Origin of the sequence: Gordonia ajococcus (assembly GCF_012974285.1) — a bacterium.
Classification (GTDB): Bacteria; Actinomycetota; Actinomycetes; order Mycobacteriales; family Mycobacteriaceae; genus Gordonia; species Gordonia amicalis.
Genome location: NZ_CP052884.1, coordinates 4,351,699 through 4,373,710, shown reverse-complemented (window position 1 = coordinate 4,373,710; position 22,012 = coordinate 4,351,699). Strand labels below are relative to the sequence as shown.

The 22,012-nt window shown below is 68.0% G+C and carries 18 protein-coding genes; 10 read left to right on the top strand and 8 right to left on the bottom strand.

Translation table 11 applies throughout. The features are described from left to right. Position 1: 1 nt before the first annotated feature. A complete protein-coding gene (locus GAA2_RS19725; protein WP_191834526.1) occupies positions 2-727 on the bottom strand; it encodes a maleate cis-trans isomerase in 726 nt (241 codons plus the stop codon). Between the two features lie 58 nt (positions 728-785). On the opposite strand from GAA2_RS19725, the gene GAA2_RS19720 reads away from it, so the two are divergent. From GAA2_RS19720 to GAA2_RS19705, 4 genes are all read left to right on the top strand, one after another. Beyond that, on the top strand, positions 786-2,192 hold the full coding sequence (locus GAA2_RS19720) for an amidase (protein WP_191834525.1): 1,407 nt from the start codon (positions 786-788) through the stop codon (positions 2,190-2,192). Further along, positions 2,189-2,701 carry a DUF3830 family protein gene (locus GAA2_RS19715; protein ID WP_182155517.1) on the top strand — a complete coding sequence of 171 codons (513 nt, stop codon included), beginning with the start codon at positions 2,189-2,191 and terminating at the stop codon, positions 2,699-2,701. Before GAA2_RS19720 ends, GAA2_RS19715 begins: the two co-directional genes overlap by 4 nt. Positions 2,702-2,711: 10 nt before the next feature. Next, positions 2,712-3,500, top strand: a complete 789-nt coding sequence (locus GAA2_RS19710; protein ID WP_182155515.1) for a GntR family transcriptional regulator — start codon at positions 2,712-2,714, stop codon at positions 3,498-3,500. Between the two features lie 122 nt (positions 3,501-3,622). Beyond that, the gene (locus GAA2_RS19705; protein WP_182155513.1) at positions 3,623-5,017 is read left to right on the top strand and encodes an MFS transporter; all 1,395 of its coding nucleotides are present in this window, start codon (positions 3,623-3,625) and stop codon (positions 5,015-5,017) included. Here GAA2_RS19705 and GAA2_RS19700 read toward each other — a convergent pair. The 6 genes from GAA2_RS19700 to GAA2_RS19675 form a co-directional block, all read right to left on the bottom strand. Then, positions 5,014-6,228 (bottom strand): M20 family metallopeptidase, encoded by a 1,215-nt coding sequence (locus GAA2_RS19700; RefSeq protein WP_182155511.1) that lies wholly within the window; start codon positions 6,226-6,228, stop codon positions 5,014-5,016. The two genes, GAA2_RS19705 and GAA2_RS19700, sit on opposite strands and share 4 nt — an antisense overlap. After that, positions 6,225-7,466, bottom strand: a complete 1,242-nt coding sequence (locus GAA2_RS19695; RefSeq protein WP_159405268.1) for a PLP-dependent aminotransferase family protein — start codon at positions 7,464-7,466, stop codon at positions 6,225-6,227. The genes GAA2_RS19700 and GAA2_RS19695 overlap by 4 nt, the downstream gene beginning before the upstream one ends. Positions 7,467-7,721: 255 nt before the next feature. Then, positions 7,722-8,915 (bottom strand): M24 family metallopeptidase, encoded by a 1,194-nt coding sequence (locus GAA2_RS19690; RefSeq protein WP_159405267.1) that lies wholly within the window; start codon positions 8,913-8,915, stop codon positions 7,722-7,724. A 72-nt stretch (positions 8,916-8,987) separates the two neighbouring features. Continuing rightward, a complete protein-coding gene (locus GAA2_RS19685; protein WP_159405266.1) occupies positions 8,988-10,493 on the bottom strand; it encodes an NAD-dependent succinate-semialdehyde dehydrogenase in 1,506 nt (501 codons plus the stop codon). Further along, a complete protein-coding gene (locus tag GAA2_RS19680) occupies positions 10,490-13,567 on the bottom strand; it encodes an FAD-binding and (Fe-S)-binding domain-containing protein (RefSeq protein WP_159405265.1) in 3,078 nt (1,025 codons plus the stop codon). The genes GAA2_RS19685 and GAA2_RS19680 overlap by 4 nt, the downstream gene beginning before the upstream one ends. Beyond that, complete coding sequence (locus tag GAA2_RS19675) at positions 13,551-14,858, bottom strand: aspartate aminotransferase family protein (RefSeq protein ID WP_159405264.1); 1,308 nt, start codon at positions 14,856-14,858, stop codon at positions 13,551-13,553. The genes GAA2_RS19680 and GAA2_RS19675 overlap by 17 nt, the downstream gene beginning before the upstream one ends. A 749-nt stretch (positions 14,859-15,607) precedes the next feature. Here GAA2_RS19675 and GAA2_RS19670 point away from each other — a divergent pair. The 4 genes from GAA2_RS19670 to GAA2_RS19655 all read left to right on the top strand — a co-directional run bounded on the left by GAA2_RS19670 (position 15,608) and on the right by GAA2_RS19655 (position 18,948). After that, positions 15,608-16,633, top strand: coding sequence for a D-2-hydroxyacid dehydrogenase (locus GAA2_RS19670; RefSeq protein WP_159405263.1), 1,026 nt, complete (start codon positions 15,608-15,610; stop codon positions 16,631-16,633). 37 nt (positions 16,634-16,670) lie between these two features. After that, entirely contained in the window at positions 16,671-17,588 is a 918-nt protein-coding gene (locus GAA2_RS19665; RefSeq protein WP_159405262.1) for a hypothetical protein, read from the top strand. Positions 17,589-17,687: 99 nt separating this feature from the next. Next, complete coding sequence (pyrE, locus tag GAA2_RS19660; RefSeq protein WP_159405261.1) at positions 17,688-18,269, top strand: orotate phosphoribosyltransferase; 582 nt, start codon at positions 17,688-17,690, stop codon at positions 18,267-18,269. Then, a complete protein-coding gene (locus tag GAA2_RS19655; protein WP_159405260.1) occupies positions 18,262-18,948 on the top strand; it encodes a TrmH family RNA methyltransferase in 687 nt (228 codons plus the stop codon). Before pyrE ends, GAA2_RS19655 begins: the two co-directional genes overlap by 8 nt. Before the next feature lie 38 nt (positions 18,949-18,986). Here the strand turns inward: GAA2_RS19655 and GAA2_RS19650 are convergent, their stop codons facing one another. Continuing rightward, on the bottom strand, positions 18,987-19,718 hold the full coding sequence (locus tag GAA2_RS19650; RefSeq protein WP_006438111.1) for a VTT domain-containing protein: 732 nt from the start codon (positions 19,716-19,718) through the stop codon (positions 18,987-18,989). Between the two features lie 169 nt (positions 19,719-19,887). Here GAA2_RS19650 and GAA2_RS19645 point away from each other — a divergent pair, with 169 nt between their 5' ends. Then, positions 19,888-21,537 carry a GMC oxidoreductase gene (locus tag GAA2_RS19645; RefSeq protein WP_159405259.1) on the top strand — a complete coding sequence of 550 codons (1,650 nt, stop codon included), beginning with the start codon at positions 19,888-19,890 and terminating at the stop codon, positions 21,535-21,537. Then, a complete protein-coding gene (locus tag GAA2_RS19640) occupies positions 21,534-21,986 on the top strand; it encodes a hypothetical protein (RefSeq protein WP_159405258.1) in 453 nt (150 codons plus the stop codon). Before GAA2_RS19645 ends, GAA2_RS19640 begins: the two co-directional genes overlap by 4 nt. Positions 21,987-22,012 lie beyond the last annotated feature (26 nt).

The window sequence follows — 22,012 nt, the reverse complement described above, 5'->3', positions numbered from 1 at the left end:
CTCAGCGACGGAACAGTGTTCCCAGATCCGGTGTGGCCGCGGTCATCCCGGCGAGCCGGAGGCCTTGCCAGGCGGTGACCTGGTTGGCCGTCAGGACCGGCTTCCCGAATTTCTCCTCGAGTCCGGTGATCCACATCGCGGTGTGCAGTGCGGTATCCGGGATCAGGATCGCCTGCGCGTCCGGGTGATCCGCGGCCTCGATCATGTCGAAGAGACCGTTGCCGTCGAGGATGCCGGCCTCGGCGGCGGTCTCGATGTCGTTCGCGCGCAGGGAGGCGACCTCGATGCCGCCGTCGGCGAGGAATCCGATGAAGCGTGACGCCAGGGGATCGGGGTAGGTGGCAGCGATCGCAACCCGCGACAGTCCGAGGTGACGGCACGCATCGACGAAGGCCAGGGAGGTCGACGACGCGGGCCGGTCGGCAAGCGCGGCGATGCCGGCGACCTGGCGTCGGGCGCCGTCGAGACCGAAGACGAAGCTTCCGGACGTGCACGCCCACATCACCGACGCCGGCTGATCTGCCTGGGCCCGACGCACGCCTTCGGCGAGACGGTCCTGTTCGCCGACGGCGGCCATCGCGTCGACGGTGTGGTCGTCGGATTCGATCTCGGTGATGGTCACCGGCAGTCGGACCGCGGCACCCGCGGCCACGAGTGCCGACTCGATCAACTCGTAGTCGTCCTCGGCGGCGTGGCCGGGATACAGCATCGCGATGGTGGTTGTCACTCGCACACCTCCAAGGTAGATTGTCAACAATCTACCAATCGCGACCGATGGGGGGCGTATGTCGGACACGGCACGCTGGCTCAGCGCGATCGAACTGGCCGAGGCCTACCGTACGGGTGAGCTGACGCCCGAGGCGGTGGCGGTCGAGCTGCTCGACGCCGTCGACGAGGTCGACCCGTCCGTCAACGCATTCTGCCTCGTCGATCGGGACTCGACCCTCGCCGCCGCTCGGGCGAGCACCGCGCGGTTTCGTGCGGGAACGCCTCTGGGGCCGCTCGACGGTGTGCCCGTCACCATCAAGGACCTGTTGCTCACCAGCGGCTGGCCGACGCTGCGGGGCTCGCTGATGATCGAGCCGGATCAGATGGTCTGGGACACCGATGCCCCCGCGGTGGCGCGACTTCGCGAGGCCGGCGCGGTGATGCTGGGCAAGGTCACCACGCCGGAGTTCGGCTGGAAGGGTGTCACCGACAGCCCACGCACCGGCATCACCCGTAACCCGTGGAACGCATCGCGGACAGCCGGTGGGTCGAGCGGCGGTAGTGCCGCGGCGCTGGCGGCCGGGCTGGGTCCGCTGTCGGTGGGTACCGACGGTGGGGGATCGATTCGCATACCGGCGGCCTACTGCGGGGTGGTCGGATTCAAGGCGACGCTCGGACGGGTGCCGATGTATCCGCCGAGCCCGTTCGCCCCGGTCGCACACGTCGGTCCGATGACGAGGACGGTCGGGGACTGTGCGCTGCTCCTCGACGTCCTGAGCGGGCACGATCCGCGGGACTGGTCGGCACTGGCGACCCCGACCGACAGTGCCGCCGCCGCGATCGCCGATGTCCGGGATCTCTCCGATGTGCGAGTCGGCTACAGTGCCGATCTCGGTTTCGGATCGAATGACCCTGGCGTGCAGGCGAATACGGACCGTGTTGTGTCGGTGCTCGAACAACTCGGCGCGACGGTGGAGAAGGTCGATCTGGAGTGGGACGATCCCGCGTGGGCGTATCACATCATCTGGTACGCGGGTGCCGAGGTGGTGGTGCGGGCACTCGGACCGGCCGCGGAGGAGAAGGTCGATCCGCTGCTACTCGAGGCGCTCGAATGTCATCGGGACCTCACGGCCGGTGACTTCGTGAGCGCGAACGCCCTGCGCATGGAGATGGGGACCAGCATGGGCCTGTTCCACGAGGAGTTCGACGTCCTTGTCACACCGTCGATGCCCGGGATCGCCTTCGAGGCGGGACGAACCGTGCCCGAGGGGTCGGCGTCGCCGGACTGGACGTCGTGGACGCCGTACACCTATCCGTTCAACCTCACCGGGCAGCCGGCGATCACCGTGCCCAGTGGATTCGTCGACGGTCTGCCGACCGGAGCGCAGTTCGTCGCTGCGCGACACCGGGATACGACCGTGCTGCGGGTCGCTGCCGCCTACGAGGCGGCCGCCGGCTTCACGATGTTGGGGGATCGTCCGTGACCGAACGCGCCGACCGATTCATCACCGTGACACTCGAGAAGCGCGGAGTGACCGCGGTGGCGCGGATGCTCGACGCCGAGGCGCCGCGGACGGCCGCGGCGGTGTGGGACGCGCTACCGCTGGGTGGCCAGGTCTTCCACGGCAAGTTCGCGCGCAATGAGATCTACACGCTCCTACCGGCATTCGCGCCGGTGGAACCGGGTGCCGAGAACACTACCATCACGCCGATCCCCGGTGACCTGTGCTACTTCACGTTCGACGGTGTGCTGGACAACCCGGCCTATGGCTACGACGTCGACACCGCCCCCTCCGAACACCGGTTGCTGATCGACCTGGCCGTGTTCTACGGCCGGAACAATCTGCTGGTCAACGGCGATGTCGGGTGGGTCCCCGGCAACGTCTTCGCCACGATCACCGAAGGGCTGAGAGAATTCGCGGCTGCGTGCAACGACGTCTGGATGGGCGGCGCGCGGGGTGAAACGCTGACCTATTCGCGCCTTTCGCGGTAAGAAAGAAGGAATGACGGTGACGATCAAGGTGGATGGGGACAACCCGGGCACAGACGGCCCGGGAGGTCGACGAACCGCGTCTCACCAGGGAAAACAGCCAGGTTCGACGCGCCGTCGTGTTCTCACCCCGTTGGTACAGGAGTCGACACCGGCGATCATCGCGCGTAAGTTGCACAATGCCATTGCGAACGGTGACTTCCCGCCCGGGTCGCAGTTGACGGAGTCGGGTCTCGCCGCAGACCTGGGCGTCAGCCGCGGCCCGTTGCGTGAGGCGATGCAACGTCTCACCGCGGAGGGTCTGCTGGTCAGCCATCGCAACCGAGGCCTGTTCGTCGTCTCGATGGAGGACGACGACATCCGCGACATGTACGTCGCGCGTACGGCGGTGGAACGTGCTGCCGTGCAACAGGTCATCGCGCACCGCGAATCGGAGGCGGTGGCCGCGCTGAATGAGGCGGTGGAGGCCATGCGCGCGTTCATCGACGAACCGAACGGCGCCGGGATGGCAGAGGCGGACATGGGATTTCACCAAACACTGGTGGAACTTGCGGAAAGCCGACGGCTTTCGCGTCTCCACGAGACGATTCTCGTGGAGACACGAATGTGTTTGCGAGCCATGCGAGGAACATATTCATCGGGAAAGGAACGGATCGACGAACATCAGGCGTTGGTGGACGCCATCGCTGCGGGGGATTCTGCGAAGGCAGATGCACTGATGATCGAGCACATGGCCGACGGGCTGCGCCGATTGATCGGTGACGGCGACCACGCCGACGATCTCACCGCGTCCGGGAGCTGAGCGCTCGCGGTTCGAATGTCCACGGGTGGTGAAAGAGCCGCCACCGTGCACAGGGTCCACCGACACGGAGATGACCTATCGAGGGGCGGCAGTACGGTCCCGACGACATTCAGGAAGCGCAGATGAGCGACACGACACCAGCGGATACTTATGAGCGGCTCGCCCCGGACCCGGAGTCACCCGAGGGCCGGAAACTACTCCACAAGGCCATCGGTGCCTCGGCCATCGGAAACGCCACCGAGTGGTACGACTACGGCGTCTATGCCGCGGCCTCGGTGTATCTGACCCAGGCGTTCTTCCCCGGTGATTTCGGAACCATCGGCACCATGCTGGGTTTTGCGGTCTCGTTCGTGCTGCGCCCGCTGGGCGGCATGATCTGGGGACCGATCGGCGACCGTATCGGCCGCAAATCGGTTCTCGCCATGACGATCCTGCTCATCTCGGGCGCGACCGCGCTGATCGGCCTGTTGCCCACGCATGCGTCGATCGGTGTGTGGGCGCCCATCCTGTTGATCCTGCTCCGCGTGATCCAGGGCTTCTCGACCGGTGGTGAATACGGCGGGGCCGCAACGTTCATGGCCGAGTATGCGCCGGACAACAAGCGCGGCAAGTACGGCTCCTTCCTCGAGTTCGGCACCCTCGCCGGTTTCTGTGGCGGCACCGCATTCGTCCTGCTTCTGCAGCTGGGGCTCACCGAGTCGCAGATGGATCAATGGGGCTGGCGCATCCCGTTCCTGCTCGCCCTGCCGATGGGCCTGGTCGGCCTGTACCTACGGTCGCAGATGGACGACACCCCGGTGTTCCAGGAACTGGAGCAGGAGAACGAGATCACGGGTACGGCGTGGACGCGCTTCAAGGATCTGATCGTCAACTATCGGCGACCGATCCTGACGATGTTCGGCATGGTCATCGCGCTCAACGTCGCCAACTACACGCTGCTGGCGTATCAGCCGACCTACCTCCAGAACACGATCAACCTGTCCGAGACGTCGGCGAGCGTCGTCAACCTGATCGGGCAGCTCGTGATGATGTTGCTCATCCCGTTCTTCGGCTGGTGGTCGGATTCGACCGGACGCAAGCCCATGTGGTGGGGATCGCTCACCGGACTGTTCGTCCTCGCGATACCGCTGTACTGGCTCATGGGTCAGGGATTCGCCTGGGCGATAGTCGCATTCGTCATCCTGGGGGTGCTCTACATCCCACAGCTGGCCACCATCTCGGCGACCTTCCCGGCGATGTTCCCGACACAGGTCCGGTATGCGGGCTTCGCGATCTCCTACAACGTCGCGACCGCCGCCTTCGGTGGTACGGCACCGCTGGTCAACGACGCCGTCGTCGAGAACACCGACTGGAACCTCTTCCCGGCCGCGTACATGATGGGTGCCTGCGCCATCGGCATGATCGCTCTCCTGTTCCTGAAGGAGACCGCGGGGTGCTCGATCCGCGGAACCGAGATCCCCAGCAAGGAGAACGACTTCCACGAGTTGCAGAAGATGCCGGCGGAGTCGAAGGCCTAACTGCCGAGCGACCTCAGCCCGGCGAGCGTGTACGCCTTTGCCGCAGTGACCAGATCTGCGATGGCGACCGACTCGTCGGGCTGATGTGCGTCGGTGTTGATGTTGCCCGGTCCCAGCACGATCGACGGGATGCCGAGGTCGCGGCTGACGAAGCCGCCGTCGCAGGCGGCGCTCCATCCGCCGACGGAGGTCGCGGCCCCGGCATCGGTGACCGAGCCGACGGCGGCACTGACGAGCGGATGATCGGCGGCGGTTGCGAAACCCGGCATCTCCATGGTGACGCGGACGTCCACGGTGATGCCGTCGGTGTCGATCTTTCTGTCGCGGATGGTCTTTCGGAGATTCTCGGCGATGGCGAGCGGGTCCTCGTCGGGCATCAGGCGACGGTCGATGCCGAGCGAGCAGGTCGGCGCGACGACCGAGATGCCCTGGCCGCCGTGGATGGTGCCGACATTCCAGGTGCCGCAGCCGAGGAGATCGTCGAGGGTTTCGGCGAGGTGGTCGTGATCAGTGCGGATGATCTCGACGATCGCCGCCGCGGCGTCGATGGCATTGCGTCCGTCGGCCGGCCGACCGGAGTGCGCGGCGCGTCCGGTCACCTCGATCTCGATGTACGACGCCCCTCGGCACCCGCGGACGATCTGCATGTCCGTCGGCTCGGCGACGATGCAACCGAGGAAGTCGTGATCGGCGGGTCGGCCGACGAAGTCACGCACGCCGATACCGTGCTCCTCCTCGTCGACCGTGCAGACCAGGCGTACGGGACCGGAGAGTTCCATGCCGAATTCCCGTGTCCGCGAGAGCACGGTCATGGCCGCCACGACGGATGCGATCCCGCCCTTCATGTCGGTGGTGCCGCGTCCGACGAGGCGTCCGTCACGAGTTCGCACGGTATACGGGTCGGCGGTCCAGTTGGGGCCGGCGGGCACGACGTCGGAGTGGCCGAGGAACATCAGACCTGGTCCGTCGCCGCCGGGGAGGGTGGCGATCAGGTTGGGCCGCCCGACCGCGACCTCGTGGGTGTCGACGGCGAGCCCGAGGGCACGACACGCCTTTTCCAGGACCTCGACGGCCAAAGCCTCGGTGCCGCCCGGATTCTCACTCGGCGCCTCCACCAGCGCGATGGTGAGCGCGGTGATCGCGGACTCGTCGATCAGATCGACGAGCGACTGCTCGGCCGGACTCAGCTCAGGTTCGTGTTCACCGCTCACCGGGCCATCTTCTCAAGACTCGACGTGAGGCGTCGAATGCCTTCGTCGATCCGTTCCGGCGTGCTCGACGCGAAGCACAGGCGCATCGAGTTCCGGAACCGGCCGCCCGGCGACAGTGCCGGGCCCGGGATGAACGCGACGCCGTCGGCCAGGGCGATCTCGAACAGCTCGCGGGTGTCGATCTCGGCGAACTCCTCGCGCAGCGTCACCCAGAGGAAGAAGCCACCCTCCGGGTCGGTGGTGACCACGCGGTCGCCGAGGTGACGCTCGATGGAGTCGAGCATGGCGTCCTTGCGTTCGCGATACAGCGAGCGAATGCCGGCGAGGTGGTCCTCGAGACCGCCGCGCGCGATGTACTCGGCGACGATGTGCTGGTTGGGCACGTTGGTGCAGGTGTCCATGGCCTGCTTGCCGTTGATGAGCAGTTGCCGCAGTGACGGGTCGGCGTCGACCCAGCCGACGCGCCACCCCGGCGCCAGGATCTTGGAGAAGGTCCGGACCGAGAAGATCAGGGGATCGCCGGGGCTCAGCGTCTGGAAGGTCGGGATGTCGGTGCCGGCGAAACGGAGCAGCCCGTACGGGTCGTCGTCGATGACCACCGCACCCCAGGTGTGCGCCAGGCGCAGCAGTTCGCGGCGTCGTTCCTCCGACATCGTGACGCCCGAGGGGTTCTGGAACGTGGGGATCGTGTAGATCGCCTTGGGGGTCTTGTGGGTGTGCGCGACCAGATCTGCGAGCTGATCGACCTGCATGCCGTCGTCGTCGACGGGCACCTCGAGGAGCTGGGCCCCGTAGGAGAGGGCGGTCGCGCTGCCGTTGGTGTAGGTCGGGGATTCGACGATGACGAGGTCGCCGGGATCGACGAAGAGCTTGCAGGCCAGGTCGAGGCCCTGCATGCCTCCGGTGGTGATCACCAGACGATCGTGGGTCGACGGGTCGGGTGTGGTCGCGAGGTAGTCGACGAGCAGTTGGAGCAGCCGGGGCTCGCCCTCGGTGGCGCCATAGGTGAACGACGTGTGATCCAGGATCTCGCCGGCGATCTGCCGGAACTCGTCGGCGGGAACGGCCTCGTCGGCCGGGGAGCCCATCGCGAAGCGCACGATGTCGTGGGACTGTGCGGCCAGCAGTGAGGTCGACGAGTCGATCATCGACCCGACCAGATCCTTCGTCCGCCCGGCAAGGGGGAGCGTGGGACCGGAATGACGCACGTCGTTCACGGTTTCGGTCGTTGTGGTCATGTCATGCACCTCGTCTCACCAGGCCTTCGTGGCTCGTCGCTTGCGCTCCTCGCACCTCAGGCAGCGGTTGGGTTGTCGTGCGGTTCTCGTATGTCGGGCAGCGGTTGGGTTGTCGTGCGGTCCTCGCACCTCAGGCAGCGGTTGGGTTGTCGTGCGGTTCTCGTATGTCGGGCAGCGGTTGGGTTGTCGTGCGGTTCTCGTATGTCGGGCAGCGGTTGGGTTGTCCTGTGTTCCTTGTTCTTCAGGTGGCGGCGGTCATTTCTGGATCAGTTCCCGCGGGAACGACGTGAAGCACTCGACGCCGGTGGGGCTCACCCGCACCGACTCGGAGAGCTCGAAACCGTAGTTGTCCATCCACATTCCGCAGACGATGTGGAAGGTCATGTTGGTCTCGAGGACGGTCTCGTCCTCGGTGCGGATGCTGATGGTGCGCTCACCCCAGTCCGGCGGATACCCGATGCCGATCGAATAGCCGAGACGTGAGGGCTTCTCGAGGCCGTACTTGGCGAGGGTCCAGTTCCAGGTGGAGGCGAGTTCGCGGGTCGCCACTCCCGGCCTGATCGCCTCGAGGACGTTGTTCAAGCCTTCGGCGGTCGCCTTCGCGACGTAGTCGAGTTCCTTGTGCGGCGTACCCAGCGACACGGTCCGCGCGAGCGGGCAGTGGTATCGGTTGTGCGCGCCGGTCAGTTCGATGACCACCGCTTCGTCCTCGACGAAGGTGCCCTGATGCCAGGTCAGGTGGGGGGTGTCGGCTGCTGCACCGGTCGGCATCATCGGCACGATCGCCGGATAGTCGCCACCATAGTCCGGTGTCCCGGTGATCTGTGCCTGCGAGATCGCCGCGGCCGCATCGCATTGCCGCACACCGATCTCGATGGTGTCGATGGCCGCACGCATGGCCTCCGAACACACCATCCCGGCCTGCCGCATCAACTGGACCTCGGCTTCGGACTTCACCGATCGCACCCAGTTGACGAGTTCGAAGTTGTCGACGAGCTTCCACTCCGGGATCGCGTTGTGCAACGCCCGATATGCCTTGGGGGAGAAGAAGTGCGAATCCATCTCCAGGCCGACCGAACCCCCGCGGGACGCGGGGGCGATGGCGTGTCGTTGCCGGAGCGACCACGCCACCCAGTCGAAGGGATGAACGTGCGGCCGGTGCACGTAGCTCTCCGGGTACCCGACGATCTGGTCGTCCGACAACCACGTCGTGCGGTGTGCGCCACGGGCATCCATCTCCCGGGCGTAGAAGACCATCTCGCCCTCGATCGGGACGAACAGCATCTGCGGGGTGTAGAACGACCACGCGTTGTACCCGATCAGATAGAAGATGTTGGCCGGATCGGTGACGATGATCGCCGACAACCCCTGACGGTCCATGAGTTCGCGGACGCGTGTCAGGCGCTGTTCGTACTCGCTGTCGGTGAACAGCTGAGTACCGAGGTACATGGGCTTCCTGCTCCTTGCTCACACGTCGGTGGTCGGGTGCCGGATGGTCGTTCCGGGCAATGGATCTCCGGATCAGTGACGGATCGGGGTCGCCGTGTACTTCATGTCGAGGAACTCCTCGATGCCCACGCGGCCGCCCTCACGGCCGAGGCCGGATTCCTTGACACCACCGAACGGAGCGGCCGGATTCGACACGATGCCGGTGTTCACCCCGACCATACCGGCTTCGAGCGCAACCGACAGGCGAGCGCAGCGGTCGACGTCCTGGCTGAAGAAGTACGCGACGAGGCCCCACGCGGTGTCGTTGGCGAGTGAGATCACCTCGTCGTCCGCGGCCGGGTCGAGGGGATTGTCGGCGTCGCCGAACGGGATGATCGCCGCGACCGGGCCGAAGATCTCGTTGCGCACCAGGTCGGCGTCGAGTCCGACCCCGGTCAGCACCGTGGGCGGGTAGAAGTAGCCGGGACCTTCGGTGGCCTGCCCACCGCACGCGACCGTGGCGCCCTTGGACACCGCGTCGTCGACGAGCGAGGAGACCTTCGCAACGGCCTTCGGCTCGACGAGGGGCCCGACCTGCGTGCCCTCGGCTGCGCCGTCGCCGACCTTCAGAGCGGCCATCTTCGCCGTGAACGCCTCGGTGAACTCGTCGATCACGCTGCGATGCACGAAGACCCGGTTTGCCGCGGTGCACGCCTGACCGGTGTTGCGCATCTTGGCCAGCATGAGACCGTCGACGGCACGGGCGATGTCGGCGTCGGCGCACACGATGAACGGGGCATTGCCGCCGAGCTCCATCGAGGTGCGCATGACGGTCCCGGCGGCCTGCCGCAGCAACGTCTTCCCGACCTCGGTCGATCCGGTGAAGCTGACCTTGCGGGCGAGTCCGCTGTCCATCCATTCGGTGACCACCGTCGACGGATTCGTGGTGGTCACGACGTTGAGCACGCCGGCGGGCAGACCCGCCTCGACGAGGATGTCCGCCAGCAGGAGGGTGGTCAGCGGGGTGAGCTCCGCGGGCTTGAGGACCATCGTGCAACCGGCGGCGACGGCAGGCCCGATCTTGCGGGTCCCCATGGCCAGCGGGAAGTTCCACGGTGTGATCAGGATGCACGGACCGACCGGCTGCCTGCTCACCACGATGCGATGGCCGCCGTCGCCGGTGGTGGTGTGGTCACCGCCGATCCGGACGGCCTCCTCGGCGAACCACCGGAAGAACTCGGCGCCGTAGGCGACCTCGCCCTTGGCCTCCGCCAGCGGCTTGCCCATCTCGGCGGTCATCACGGAGGCGATCTCGTCGACCCGGTCCATGATGAGTTCGTATGCGCGGTAGAGGATCTCGCTGCGACGGCGCGGTGAGGTGGCCGCCCACTCGGCCTGATGCGCGGCCGCGGTCTCGAGTGCGCGGCGGGCGTCGGTGGCGTCGGCGTCGGCGACCCGGGCGAGCACCTCGCCGGTCGCCGGGTTGAGCACGTCGAACCGGTCGCCCGCGGCGGCCGGAACCCATTCACCGTCGATGAACAGGTCGGTGCGGATGGACGAGATGGCGTCGGGGACCTGGTGGGTGGCGATGGCCGTCATGGTCGGGCTCTCCTCGGTTCTTCGGTGGTCTGTCGGGGTTCTGATGTGGCGGTGAGCAGTTCGGCGAGGTGGACACCGCGGACCTCGCGTGCGCCGGCGAGTCCGTCGTCGACCGTGGCGAGGTGTTCCACCGCCATCGCGCAACTGAATCCGTCGGTGATGACGGGACGATGCGGGTCGTCGCGCAGCGCCGGGGCGAGCCCGTTCTCCGCGACGGCCATGCTGACCTCGTAGTGTCCCTTCTCGAAACCGAAGTTACCTGCCACGCCACAGCATCCGTCGGCGGAGTGCACGGTGACACCGAGCGCTTCGAGAGCGGCGGTGCCGGTGCGGGCGCCGAAGACCGCGTACTCGTGGCAGTGGGTCTGGAGGGTGACCTCGTCGGGTAGCGCCGGCGGTCGCCATCCCGCGTCGAGCAGGGTCGGGAGGTATGCGGCGAAACTCCGGACCCGCGCCGCCACGCGACGAGCGCTGTCGGTGGGGACGAGTTCGGGCAGGTCCTTGGCCAGTGCGGCAGCACAACTCGGCTCCGGCACCACGATGGGACGGTCGGTGCCGTCGTCGAGAGTCGCAGCGGTGCGTCGAAGTGTCCGGCGGGCCTTGTCCAGCTGGCCGGTGGAGATCCAGGTGAGCCCGCAGCAGTTGTCGGCCGAACAGCCCACCTGGTCACCCGTCGCGCCGAGTACCTCGGTGACCGCCGATGCGACCTGGGGGCGGAAGGCGCGGGTGAAGGAGTCGACGAACAGGATCACCTGCGAGGTCGGGGACACCGGCGCGAGTGCGTCGAGATGGGTCCTACGGACGCGGCGGGTCGAGAACGACGGCATCGTCCGGCGCGGATCGATGCCGCCCGCGCGTGCGGCGAGACCGCTGATCTTCGACGACAGCGCGCGATTGACCAGTGGTGCCGCGATCCCCGCCGCCGCCAGCCACGCCGGCATCCAGCCCAGCGAGTAATGCGACAGCGGGCGGATGCGGCGACGGTAGTGATGGTGGAGGAACTCCGACTTGTAGGTCGCCATGTCGACGCCGGTCGGGCAGTCCGTCGAACATGCCTTGCAGGACAGGCACAGTTCGAGGGCTTCGGCGACCTCGGGGGATCGCCATCCGTCGTCGATCGACGGCGCGGTGCGCACCATGTCCTGCAGGACACGGGCACGACCCCGCGTGGAGTCCTTCTCATCGCGGGTCGCCCGATAGCTCGGGCACATGACACCGGTGGTGTCGGCCCGGCACCGGCCGACGCCGATACAGCCCTGAACTGCATGGACGAAGGGGTCCAGGAGCGGCAGGTCGGTAGAACCAGCCCGGAGATGCGCCCCTGAGGGAGTCGTCGAGGACGTGGTGTCGTCGACGCCGCTGCTGAGGGCGGATTTCGGGGGCTTGTTTCGGGAACCGTGGCCGAGGTGGAACGCGGTGGGCCAGGCCCGGCGCGGGACATCGGCGAGAGCGAGGTCGGCGGTGATCGACGGTGGGTCGATGATGCTGCCCGGGTTGAGGGTCCCGGCCGGGTCCCAGATCGACTTGAACCGCGCGAAGGCCGCCATCATCGCGGGTGAGTACATGATCGGGAGCAACGCCGAGCGGGCGCGTCCGTCGCCGTGCTCCCCGGACAGCGAACCGCCATGACGGACAACCAGTTCGGCGGCCGCGGTGCAGAAGTGCTCCATCACGGCGCGTCCCTCGGGCGTGCGCAGGTCGAACGTGATGCGCACGTGCATGCACCCGGCGCCGAAGTGGCCGTACATCACGCCGGTCAGGCGGTGATGGTCGAGCAGTTCGGCGAAGTCGTCGAGGTAGTCGGCCAGGCGCTCGGGGGCGACCGCCGCGTCCTCCCAGCCGGGCCAGGATTCGTAGTTCCCGCCGATGCTCTCGTCGTCGGGGTCGGCCAGTCGGGACGACAGTCCGGCGCCGTCCTCACGGACGCGCCACAGGGCCCTGCGCCGCACCGGGTCGTCGACGACGGTGGCGCCGATCATCCGGCCCTGCCCACGCAGGTGGTCGAGGAGGCGCTTCGCGGTCGCGGGGACGTCGTCTTCCCCTTGCGCCGCAGCGCTTTCGGAGTCGACGTCGATGAACAACCAGGCCGAACCCTCGGGGAGTCCGGCGACGGTGTCCCGGCCGCGGCGCGCGGCCATCGTCGCGACGATCTTCCGGTCGATGCCCTCGATGGCCGACGGCGAGAACGGGAGGATCGCGGGTACGTCGCGAGCGGCGTCCGACGGGGAGTGATAGGCGACGCAGAGCAGGAGCTGGGAGGTCGCGACCGGAACGAGCCGCACCTTGGCCGACACCACGATTGCGCATGTCCCCTCGCTGCCGACGAGTGCACGCGCGACGTCGAAACCGTTCTCCGGCAACAGTCGTGCGAGGTGGTAACCCGAGACCTGACGCGGGATGGTCTCGAGTTCCGTGCGCAGGATCGCCAGATTGGCGGCGGCGAGATCACCGAGGGAGGCACTGATCTCGGCTGCGCGGGCGACCGCGGCGGCGTCGCCGGGGTCGGTGGCGTACAACCCGTCCCGGGTCGCGGTGAGCAGGACACCGTCCGCGGTGACGAGGTGGAGCTCGATGACGTGGTCACTGGTACGTCCGTACCGGACCGAGTGGTTACCGCAGGCGTCGTTGCCGATCGCGCCGCCGAGTGTCGCCCGCGACGCCGACGAGGGGTCGGGTGCGAAGGTGAGCCGGCCGCCGGTCGCTGCACGGGCACGTGCCGCCAGCGTGGTCAGCACGATGCCCGAACCGGCCACCGCGCTGGAGGTCTCGGCGTCGATCGACAGCACACGGTCGAGGTGACGGGACAGGTCGATGACGACGCCATCGCCGATGGCGTTGCCCGCCATCGATGTACCGCCACCGCGCACGACGACCGGGACTCCCAGGTCGTGACAGCGGGCCACGATGGTGGCGACCTCACGCGCGGACCGCGGGAACGTCACGGCCAGCGGCGGGATGCGGTAATTCGAGGCGTCGTAGGAGTATTCGGCCAAGCGTCGAGGCGACGCGTCGGCATCGATGCCGAGGTCGGTGAGTTCGACCGCGATGTCCACCGGCCTAACCCAGTGCGGCATGCAACGCTGCGCCGAACCGTGCGACGCCGAGGTCGATCTCGTCGGCGGTCACGACAAGGGCCGGGATGAGTCGGACGACGTTGGCCGAGGGTCCGCAGGTCAGCGTCAACAGACCCTGGGCCGTGGTGGCCTGCTGCACCGCGACGGCGGCAGCGGCGTCGGGCACGGTGTTGCCCGCGGCGTCGGTGGTGATGAACTCGATGCCCGCCATCAGACCGAGTCCGCGGACGTCGCCGACGCCCGGGAATCGTGCACACACCTCACGCAGGCCGGCGAGCATCTGCTCGCCGCGCACGCGGGCGTTCTCCACGAGTCCCTCGGCCTCGATGACCTCGAGGGTCGCGATGGCAGCCGCCGCGGCCACGGCATTGCCGCCGTATGTACCGCCCTGCGAGCCCGGCCACGCCTTGCTCATCAGCTCGGTCGGCGCGGCGATCGCCGAGATCGGGAAACCGGAGGCCAGGCCCTTTGCGGTGATGATGATGTCGGGAGTCAATCCCTCGGCGTGCTGGTGGCCCCAGAACCTGCCCGTGCGACCGAAGCCGGCCTGCACCTCGTCGAGGATGAGCAGGATGCCGTGTCGGTCGGCGCGTTCGCGCAGCCCTTGGAGGAAGCGAGGCGGAGTCGGCAGGTAACCGCCGTCGCCGAGGACGGGTTCGATGAGGAACGCGGCGGTGTCGTTGGGGGCGACGCGCGACTGCAGGAGGTAGTCGAGCTCGCGCAGCGCGAAGTCGACGGCGGTGTCGGTGTCCCAGCCGTAGCGGAAGGCATAGGGGAACGGCGCCATGTGGACGCCGCTCATCAACGGGGAGAAGCCGGCCGAGAATCGCGTCCCCGCCGTGGTCAGGCTCGCCGCGGCCACCGTGCGGCCGTGGAATCCGCCCTGGAAGACGATGATGTTCGGCTTGGCGGTCGCCATCCGGGCGAGACGAATCGCGGCTTCGACAGCTTCCGAACCGGAGTTGGCGTAGAAGACAGAGTCCAGGCCCGCCGGGAGGACCGCACCGAGACGTTCGGTCAGCTCCAGCAGCGGCGGATGCAGAACGGTCGTGTACTGGGCGTGGATCACCTTGGCGCACTGGGCCTGTGCGGCCGCGACCACATGCGGGTGGCAGTGACCGGTGCTGGTGACCCCGATGCCCGTGGTGAAGTCGAGGTAGTCGCGGCCGTCGGTGCCGTGAATCCAGGACCCCAGGGCATGGTCGACGACGACGGGCGTCGCCTGTTTGAGCGCAGGACTGAGCGAGGCGGTCTGATGGGTGCGGGTGGGGGAGTCAACGCCGGCAGTCATGGGTACACCGTGACGGGAGATCGTACGATTGTCAACAATGTGACAGTCAGCGGTGGTGGGGGTCCTTTCGATACGGCTCCTCGCTGCGCTCGTCGCCTACTCAAGGAGCGGGAGGGCTCCGTTGTCAACCGGAGGTCCGGCTTGGAGGTTGAGCCGGTAGCGAGCGGAGCGAGCCACCGCGTCGAAACCTCGCGCCACGCTGGTTGAGCCGGTAGCGAGCGGAGCGAGCCACCGCGTCGAAACCTCGCGCCACGTTGGTTGAGCCGGTAGCGAGCGGAGCGAGCCACCGCGTCGAAACCTTGAGCCGGTCGGTGGGGTGTGGTGGCGGGCGGGTTTCGACGCGACGCCTCGCTTCGCTCGGTGTCGGCTCAACCGGCATTGGGGTTGCTCGGTGTGTGAGTTTCGGCGCGTCGCCTCGCTTCGCTCGGTGTCGGCTCAACCGGCATTGGGGTTGATCGGTGTGCAAGTTTCGACGCGACGCCTCGCTTCGCTCGGTGTCGGCTCAACCGGCATTGGGGTTGTTCGGTGTGTAAGTTTCGACGCCTCGCTTCGCTCGGTGTCGGCTCAACCGGCGTGGGGTTGCTCGGTGTGTGAGTTTCGGCGCGACGCCTCGCTTCGCTCGGTGTCGGCTCAACCGGCGGGGGGTTGCTCGGTGTGGCAGTTTGGTGTCTCGGCTCGTGCCTACTCAAGGAGCGGGGAGTGCGTCGTCCACTCGACGAGTGCAGAGGGATCGGGGTTACGGTGGCCGTATGAGCACCCGACGACCGGTCCTCGCGCTCCTCGGTGCCCCAGGTGTCGCGCCGCCGCCGAACCTCGACCAACTCGCCGACCTCGCCGAGATACGTCATTGCGTGGCAGACGATCTCGCGCAAGTCCTACCCGGTGCGGACGTGTTGGTGTTGTGGGACTTCTTCTCTCGCGCGCTCGCCGACAACTGGGGTGACGCGACGTCGGCGCTGCGCTGGGTGCACGTCTGCGCGGCCGGGGTCGACTCGTTGCTCTTCGACGAGTTGACCGCCTCTGACGTGGTGGTGACCAACGCGCACGGGGTCTTCGACCGGCCCATCGCGGAATTCGTTCTTGCCTCGATCCTCGCGCGCGACAAGCGTTTACACGAGTCGATGGCCCTGCAGCGCGATCATGTCTGGAAGCATCGCGAGACGGTCGGCACGTCTCGGGGTTCGGTCCTCGTGATCGGCACCGGCGGGATCGGTCGTGCCACCGCGCAACTACTCCGTGCGGTGGGGATGCGGGTCGTCGGTGGAGGGCGGACCGCGCGGGAGTCCGACCCCGACTTCGGTCGGGTCATCCCCACCGCCGAGCTCGCCGATCACGTCGGCGACTTCGACAACGTCGTCACCATCGCGCCGCTGACCTCGCAGACCGCTGGGATGATCGACGCTCGAGTGCTCGCGGCGATGAAGCCGGGAGCGCACCTGATCAACGTCGGCCGCGGGGAGCTCGTCGACGAGCCGGCGCTCGTCGAGGCGTTGCGCGCGGGGCACCTCGGGGCGGCCTCGCTCGACGTGTTCGCCACCGAACCGTTGCCCGCCGACAGTGAGCTGTGGGATCTTCCCGGTGTCGCGATCTCGGCGCACATGAGCGGCGATGCCCTCGGCTGGCGCGAGGCGCTGGCCGAACAGATCCTCGACAACCTGCGCAGATATGTCGGCCTGGAGGCTTCTGCGGACGGTGCCGCGCTCGCCGAGACGCTGGTCAACGTCGTCGACAAAGAACGCGGCTACGTAACGGCCACACTTCGACAGGGCGGATGACGTCGCCGCGGCCCTGCCGATAGTAGGCTGTAGCGCGATGACCACCGTCTATTTCCTGATCGCCGCCGTGGCACTCGCGGGTGCGGGCGTCCTGTTGTGGCTCGACCGGCAGCGGTCGAGCGTCGCGCGACACCAGCGTGCGGTCTGGGGGGACGAGCACGAGTTCAAGTTCCGCGAGACGGACACCAAGCTGCGCAAGGTGTTTCGCCGGGCGACGATGAACGTCCCCGATCATGTCGAGGTCCGCGACGTCGCGTACGGCCGCTACGGCGGCGTGGAGACCGTCGTCTTCGATCTCGCCGAGACCGCGACCGTGATCGCCGTCCGCCGCTCCTCGCCCTCGCCCGTCGTTGTGGACCTGCGTCACGAGGATGTGCTGGCTCCGGCCGAGGAGGACGTCGAACTCCTCGGTGCGATGGGGCCGCGAGTCATGTTCTCCAACAACCTCGACGTCGCGCGCCGTGTCTGCGACCGGCGGATGGTCGCGCTGGCCAACAAAGCCCCGGCGTTCGTCGAAGTGCTGTGGAACGAGGGCAACTGGGCGCTCGGTTCGCTGCCGTTGACCAACGACCCCGCGACACTCAACACCGGCCTCGAGGTGGTTCGTCGTTTCGCCGACCTGCTGCGTGTTCTCCCGCCGGTGCGCGAACCCGAGGACTCGCCGGACCCTCGCGATCCACACGGACCCACGCGCGCCGAACTCGCCGACGAGAAGACCGAGTCGATGCGCGACAAGCGTCGTCGCCAGGCTGCGGCGGCTCCCGCTACGGAGGCTTCTGCGGCAGCCAGGCCGAGCGCGCCGCCGGTCCGCAAACCGCCGGCGACAGGTGCAGCGCAGACGACGACCGGCCGGGGCATGGCCCCGATGCCCGTCCGCGGTTCCGGCTCGCGGAAGCCGGAGGATTCGCGTCGCCCAGACGACACGGGCGATCGCTCCAACCGTCACCGCAGCTGATCCGACAGGGCTGATCTGACGGTGTCGCGGACACCGTAGGGTAATCGTCATCCAGTGCACACCGGCCCACGGCCGGCGAGTTCGAGAGTGAGTAGTCGCATGTCCTCGTCAATCCCGGTTTCCGACGACACGCCACCCCAGGTCGACTCGGCGGGCCGGGCACGACTCGCCGAACTGGTCCGCGAACTCGCCGTCGTGCACGGCAAGGTGACGCTCTCCTCCGGTAAGGAGGCCGACTACTACGTCGACCTGCGCCGCGCCACCCTGCATCACGAGGCCTCTCGGCTGATCGGCCGGCTGATGCGCGAGCTCACGGCCGACTGGGATTACGTCGCCGTGGGCGGATTGACGCTCGGCGCCGACCCGGTCGCGACCTCGATCATGCACGCCGACGGCCGCGACATCGACGCCTTCGTCGTGCGCAAGGCCGCCAAGGCCCACGGTATGCAGCGTCGGATCGAAGGACCCGACATCGTCGGCCGCAATGTGCTCGTCGTCGAAGACACCAGCACCACGGGTGCTTCGCCGTCGACCGCGGTGGAGGCCGTGCGCGAGATCGGCGGCAACGTCGTCGGTGTCGCCACCGTCGTCGACCGTGCGACCGGTGCGGACGCCGTCATCACCGGGCTGGGCGTGCCCTACCGCTCGCTGCTCGGGCTGAGCGATCTCGGCCTTGCCTGACGCGCTCGACCCAGACGCCGGGGTCGCCGGTCCCACCGAGTGGGTCACCGGACCGCCGGTGGGTGTAGGCGCGTGGTCCGTCGAACATCCCGACGAGCCGATCCCGGACGACGAGCGCCTCGACCCCGAACTGCTGGCGAACGGGGACACCCGCAACGTCGTCGACGCGTACCGGTACTGGAAGCGCGAGGCGATCGTCGCCGACATCGACTCGCGTCGCCACCCACTACACGTGGCGATCGAGAACTTCGCCCATGACGCCAATATCGGCACTGTGGTGCGCACCGCGAACGCCTTCGCCGTCGCGGCGGTCCACATCGTCGGGCGTCGTCGATGGAACCGTCGTGGTGCGATGGTCACCGACCGCTACCAGCACCTCATGCACCACGACACGGTCGGGGACCTGATCGACTGGGCTCGGGGCGAGGGGCTGGCCGTGGTGGCGGTGGACAACACCCCTGGGTCACGGCCACTGGAGACCGTGGAACTCCCGCGCGAGTGTGTGCTGCTGTTCGGCCAGGAAGGTCCGGGCGTGAGCGACGACGCGCAGCGGCAGGCGGACATGACGGTGTCGATCGCCCAGTTCGGATCGACCCGCAGCATCAATGCGGGTGTCGCGGCCGGGATCGCGATGCACGCGTGGGTACGCCAGCACGCCGACCTCGGTGACGCCTGGTAGCGGACCTCGATACCGGTTCGCGCCTCCGCAGTGGGGGCCTACTCGGCCGGCGGGGTGGTGGCCGGGTCCTTCGACGGGGCCAGCGGCTCCTCCTCGACGACACCCTTGCGCGACCGCAGGATGCGCTTGACGATCTCCGAGATGATCGGCAGCACCGACACCAGCACGATGATGATGAAGATGTAGTCGACGTTGTCGCGGATGAACTCGATCTGCCCGAGGAAGTATCCGAGCAGTGTCACACCCACGCCCCAGGCCACCGCGCCGACGATGTTGTAGGTCAGGAAGACGGCGTACCGCATGCGGGCAGCGCCGGCGACCAGCGGTGCATAGGTCCGGACGATCGGGACGAAGCGGGCCAGGATGATCGTGACCGGGCCGTGCTTCTCGAAGAACTCGTGGGCCTCGTCGATGTAGGCCTGTTTGAGGACCTTCGCGTTCGGTGTGAACAAGGTGTAGCCGAGTTTCTTGCCGATCCAATACCCCACCTGGTCGCCCAGGAACGCAGCGATCGGGATGGTGACCAGCAGCACCCACAGCGGCGCGAAGGGCTCGATCTCCGCCGACTTCGCCGCGACGATCAGGCCTGCGGTGAAGAGCAGGGAATCGCCCGGGAGTAGCGGGAACAGGAGCCCCGACTCGATGAATACCACCAGCAGCAGACCCGCCAGCATCCAGGTGCCGAACGAGTTGAGCAGGTTGACCGGATCCAGGAATCCCGGCAGAAGAGCCAGGTTGGTGGTCGTGGTGGCAAGTGCTGAGTCGATCACGGGATCCCAGAGTACCCACGAATGCGACCTGGGCAGAATCTCGCGAAATCGACGACGACGAATCGCGCCGGGATCGGGAGCGGGGCGTGCGACCGGTTCGGCGGCACGAGACGACTTCACCGGATGGTCCCGCCCCGCCATCCCGACCGGTCCGAACTAAGCTCTTCGCATGACGTCCGGTTCGTCGAACGACCCCTCCCAGCACCCCTCCGCAGACCCCGACGACACCGCGGACGTGATCGTGGTGGGCAGCGGGTTCGGTGGCGCCGTCTCGGCATTGCGGCTGGCCGAGCAGGGTCGGCGCGTGCTGGTGCTCGAACAGGGTCGTCGGCACTCGCCCGAGGATCTCCTCGCCGCCCGCACCGACCCGCGCAAGTACCTGTGGATGCCGGAGCTGGGGCTGAAGGGCTTCTTCTGGCAGCGGGTGCTGCGACACGTCGGCATCATCGGCGGCGCCGGTGTGGGAGGCGGCAGCATCGTGTGGGCCGGCGTACTCCTGGAACCCAAAGAGGAGTTCTTCACCGACCCCGCCTGGCCCGAGGTGGCCGACGGATGGCGCGCCCAGCTGACCGCGCACTACCGCACCGCCGCCCGCATGCTCGGACGCGAGACGACGCGGTTCGTCGGCGAGATGGACCGCCACCTCGAGACCACCGCGGAGAAGATGGGCGCAGGACAGACATACGGCCCCACGCCCATGGCGATCTGGTTCGGTGCGCCCGGTGAGGAGGGCGTCACCGTCCCCGACCCGTTCTTCGACGGCGAAGGCCCGGATCGCACCGGGTGCCGGCTCTGCGGAGCCTGCCTGATCGGCTGCCCGTACGGCAGCAAGAACACCCTGGACCTGAACTATCTGTGGCTCGCCGAGCGCCGGGGAGTCCGGATCAGCCCGGACACCCGCGTCGAGACCGTGGCCGCGATGCCGGAGGGCGGATACGAGGTCCGCACCGCCGACGGTGAGGTCCTGCGCGCGGCCGAGGTGGTGCTGGCCGCGGGCGTGCTGGGCACGGTCGAGTTGCTGTTCCGCTCCCGCGAGCAGGGGCTGCTGCCGCACGTCTCGCCCCGATTGGGTCACGGGGTGCGCACCAACTCGGAGGCCATCACCGCGGTTCTCGCCGACGATCCGAACGCCGATCTCACCCGAGGCCCGACCATCTCCAGCGAGTTCTATCCGGACGAGGCCACGCACGTCACCCAGAACCGGTACGTCGGCGGTTGGCACATGCGTCTGCAGCTCGGCCCGCTGATCGATGGTGAGGTCCCTTCCCGGCGACGGCGCGCGGCGCTGGCGGAGCTCGGCCGCCACCCGTTCCGGCAGCTCCGGCTGATGACCGCGCGCAACTTCATCGAGCGCCTGAGCGTGTTCACGGTGATGCAGAACGTGGAGAACGAGATCCGCCTGGTGATGGACCGCTCCCCGGTCACGCCGTGGCGGCGCGTCCTGCGGTCTCGAACCGGTGGGGCCGCCCCGGCCCCGAGCTACCTGCCGCAGGCCAATGAGGTGGCCCGGCGATTCGCCGAATCGGTGGGCGGCCGGCCGCTCAACCTGCTGCTGGAGAGCGTGGGCGGCAAGTCCATCACCGCACACGTCCTCGGCGGGGCCGCGATGGGGACCGACGCCTCCGACGGCGTGATCGACACCGACCACCAGGTGTTCGGCCATCCCGGCCTGTACGTGGTGGACGGCTCGTCGATCCCGGCGAACGTGGGTGTCAACCCCAGCCTGACCATCACCGCCATGGCCGAGCGGTTCGCCGCCCGCTACAGTGCCCGCCGGACCTCGTCACCCGACCACACCTCGAGCATCGGAGCACAGTGATCACCACCCTGCCCACGTCCCTGGGGCGCCTGCGCACCCTGTTCTCGGAGACGTCGCCCCCGACCACGCTGCCCGCCCCCGGCGACTACCTCATCACCTTCGTGGGACCGGCCCCTCTGAAGGCGGTGGCGCCGCGGGCGATCGCGCTCGGCGGGATGCGGGGCTGGCGCGGGAAGCGGTTCGCCGCCGATGGTGACGCCGTCAACCTGGTCGACGACGCCGACGGCTCCCTCCGCGAGCTGATGCCCATGCAGGTGACGCTCGAGCCCTCATGGCTCGACGGCCGGCCGGTCATCGTGTGTTCATACGGGCAGGACGGACCGATGCCGTGGCGGTGGGTCCGTGACGAGTTCCGGGCACTCGACGACCGCCGGCTGCTCGGGCTGACCTTCGCCGGCGGCCGGTGGTCCGCGCGGATGGCCGCGCCGTTGCTGCTCACCCGCGCCTGAGCCGAGGACGGTGCAGGTCCGGGCGC

Coding starts and splice junctions, on each gene's coding strand:
- GAA2_RS19685 (WP_159405266.1), bottom strand. CDS start 10,493: ATGACGGCCATCGCCACCCACCAGGTCCCCGACGCCATCTCGTCCATC.
- GAA2_RS19670 (WP_159405263.1), top strand. CDS start 15,608: ATGAGCACCCGACGACCGGTCCTCGCGCTCCTCGGTGCCCCAGGTGTC.
- GAA2_RS19645 (WP_159405259.1), top strand. CDS start 19,888: ATGACGTCCGGTTCGTCGAACGACCCCTCCCAGCACCCCTCCGCAGAC.
- GAA2_RS19690 (WP_159405267.1), bottom strand. CDS start 8,915: ATGTACCTCGGTACTCAGCTGTTCACCGACAGCGAGTACGAACAGCGC.
- GAA2_RS19705 (WP_182155513.1), top strand. CDS start 3,623: ATGAGCGACACGACACCAGCGGATACTTATGAGCGGCTCGCCCCGGAC.
- GAA2_RS19710 (WP_182155515.1), top strand. CDS start 2,712: ATGACGGTGACGATCAAGGTGGATGGGGACAACCCGGGCACAGACGGC.
- GAA2_RS19680 (WP_159405265.1), bottom strand. CDS start 13,567: ATGCCGCACTGGGTTAGGCCGGTGGACATCGCGGTCGAACTCACCGAC.
- GAA2_RS19695 (WP_159405268.1), bottom strand. CDS start 7,466: ATGACCACAACGACCGAAACCGTGAACGACGTGCGTCATTCCGGTCCC.
- GAA2_RS19720 (WP_191834525.1), top strand. CDS start 786: ATGTCGGACACGGCACGCTGGCTCAGCGCGATCGAACTGGCCGAGGCC.
- GAA2_RS19665 (WP_159405262.1), top strand. CDS start 16,671: ATGACCACCGTCTATTTCCTGATCGCCGCCGTGGCACTCGCGGGTGCG.
- pyrE (WP_159405261.1), top strand. CDS start 17,688: ATGTCCTCGTCAATCCCGGTTTCCGACGACACGCCACCCCAGGTCGAC.
- GAA2_RS19675 (WP_159405264.1), bottom strand. CDS start 14,858: ATGACTGCCGGCGTTGACTCCCCCACCCGCACCCATCAGACCGCCTCG.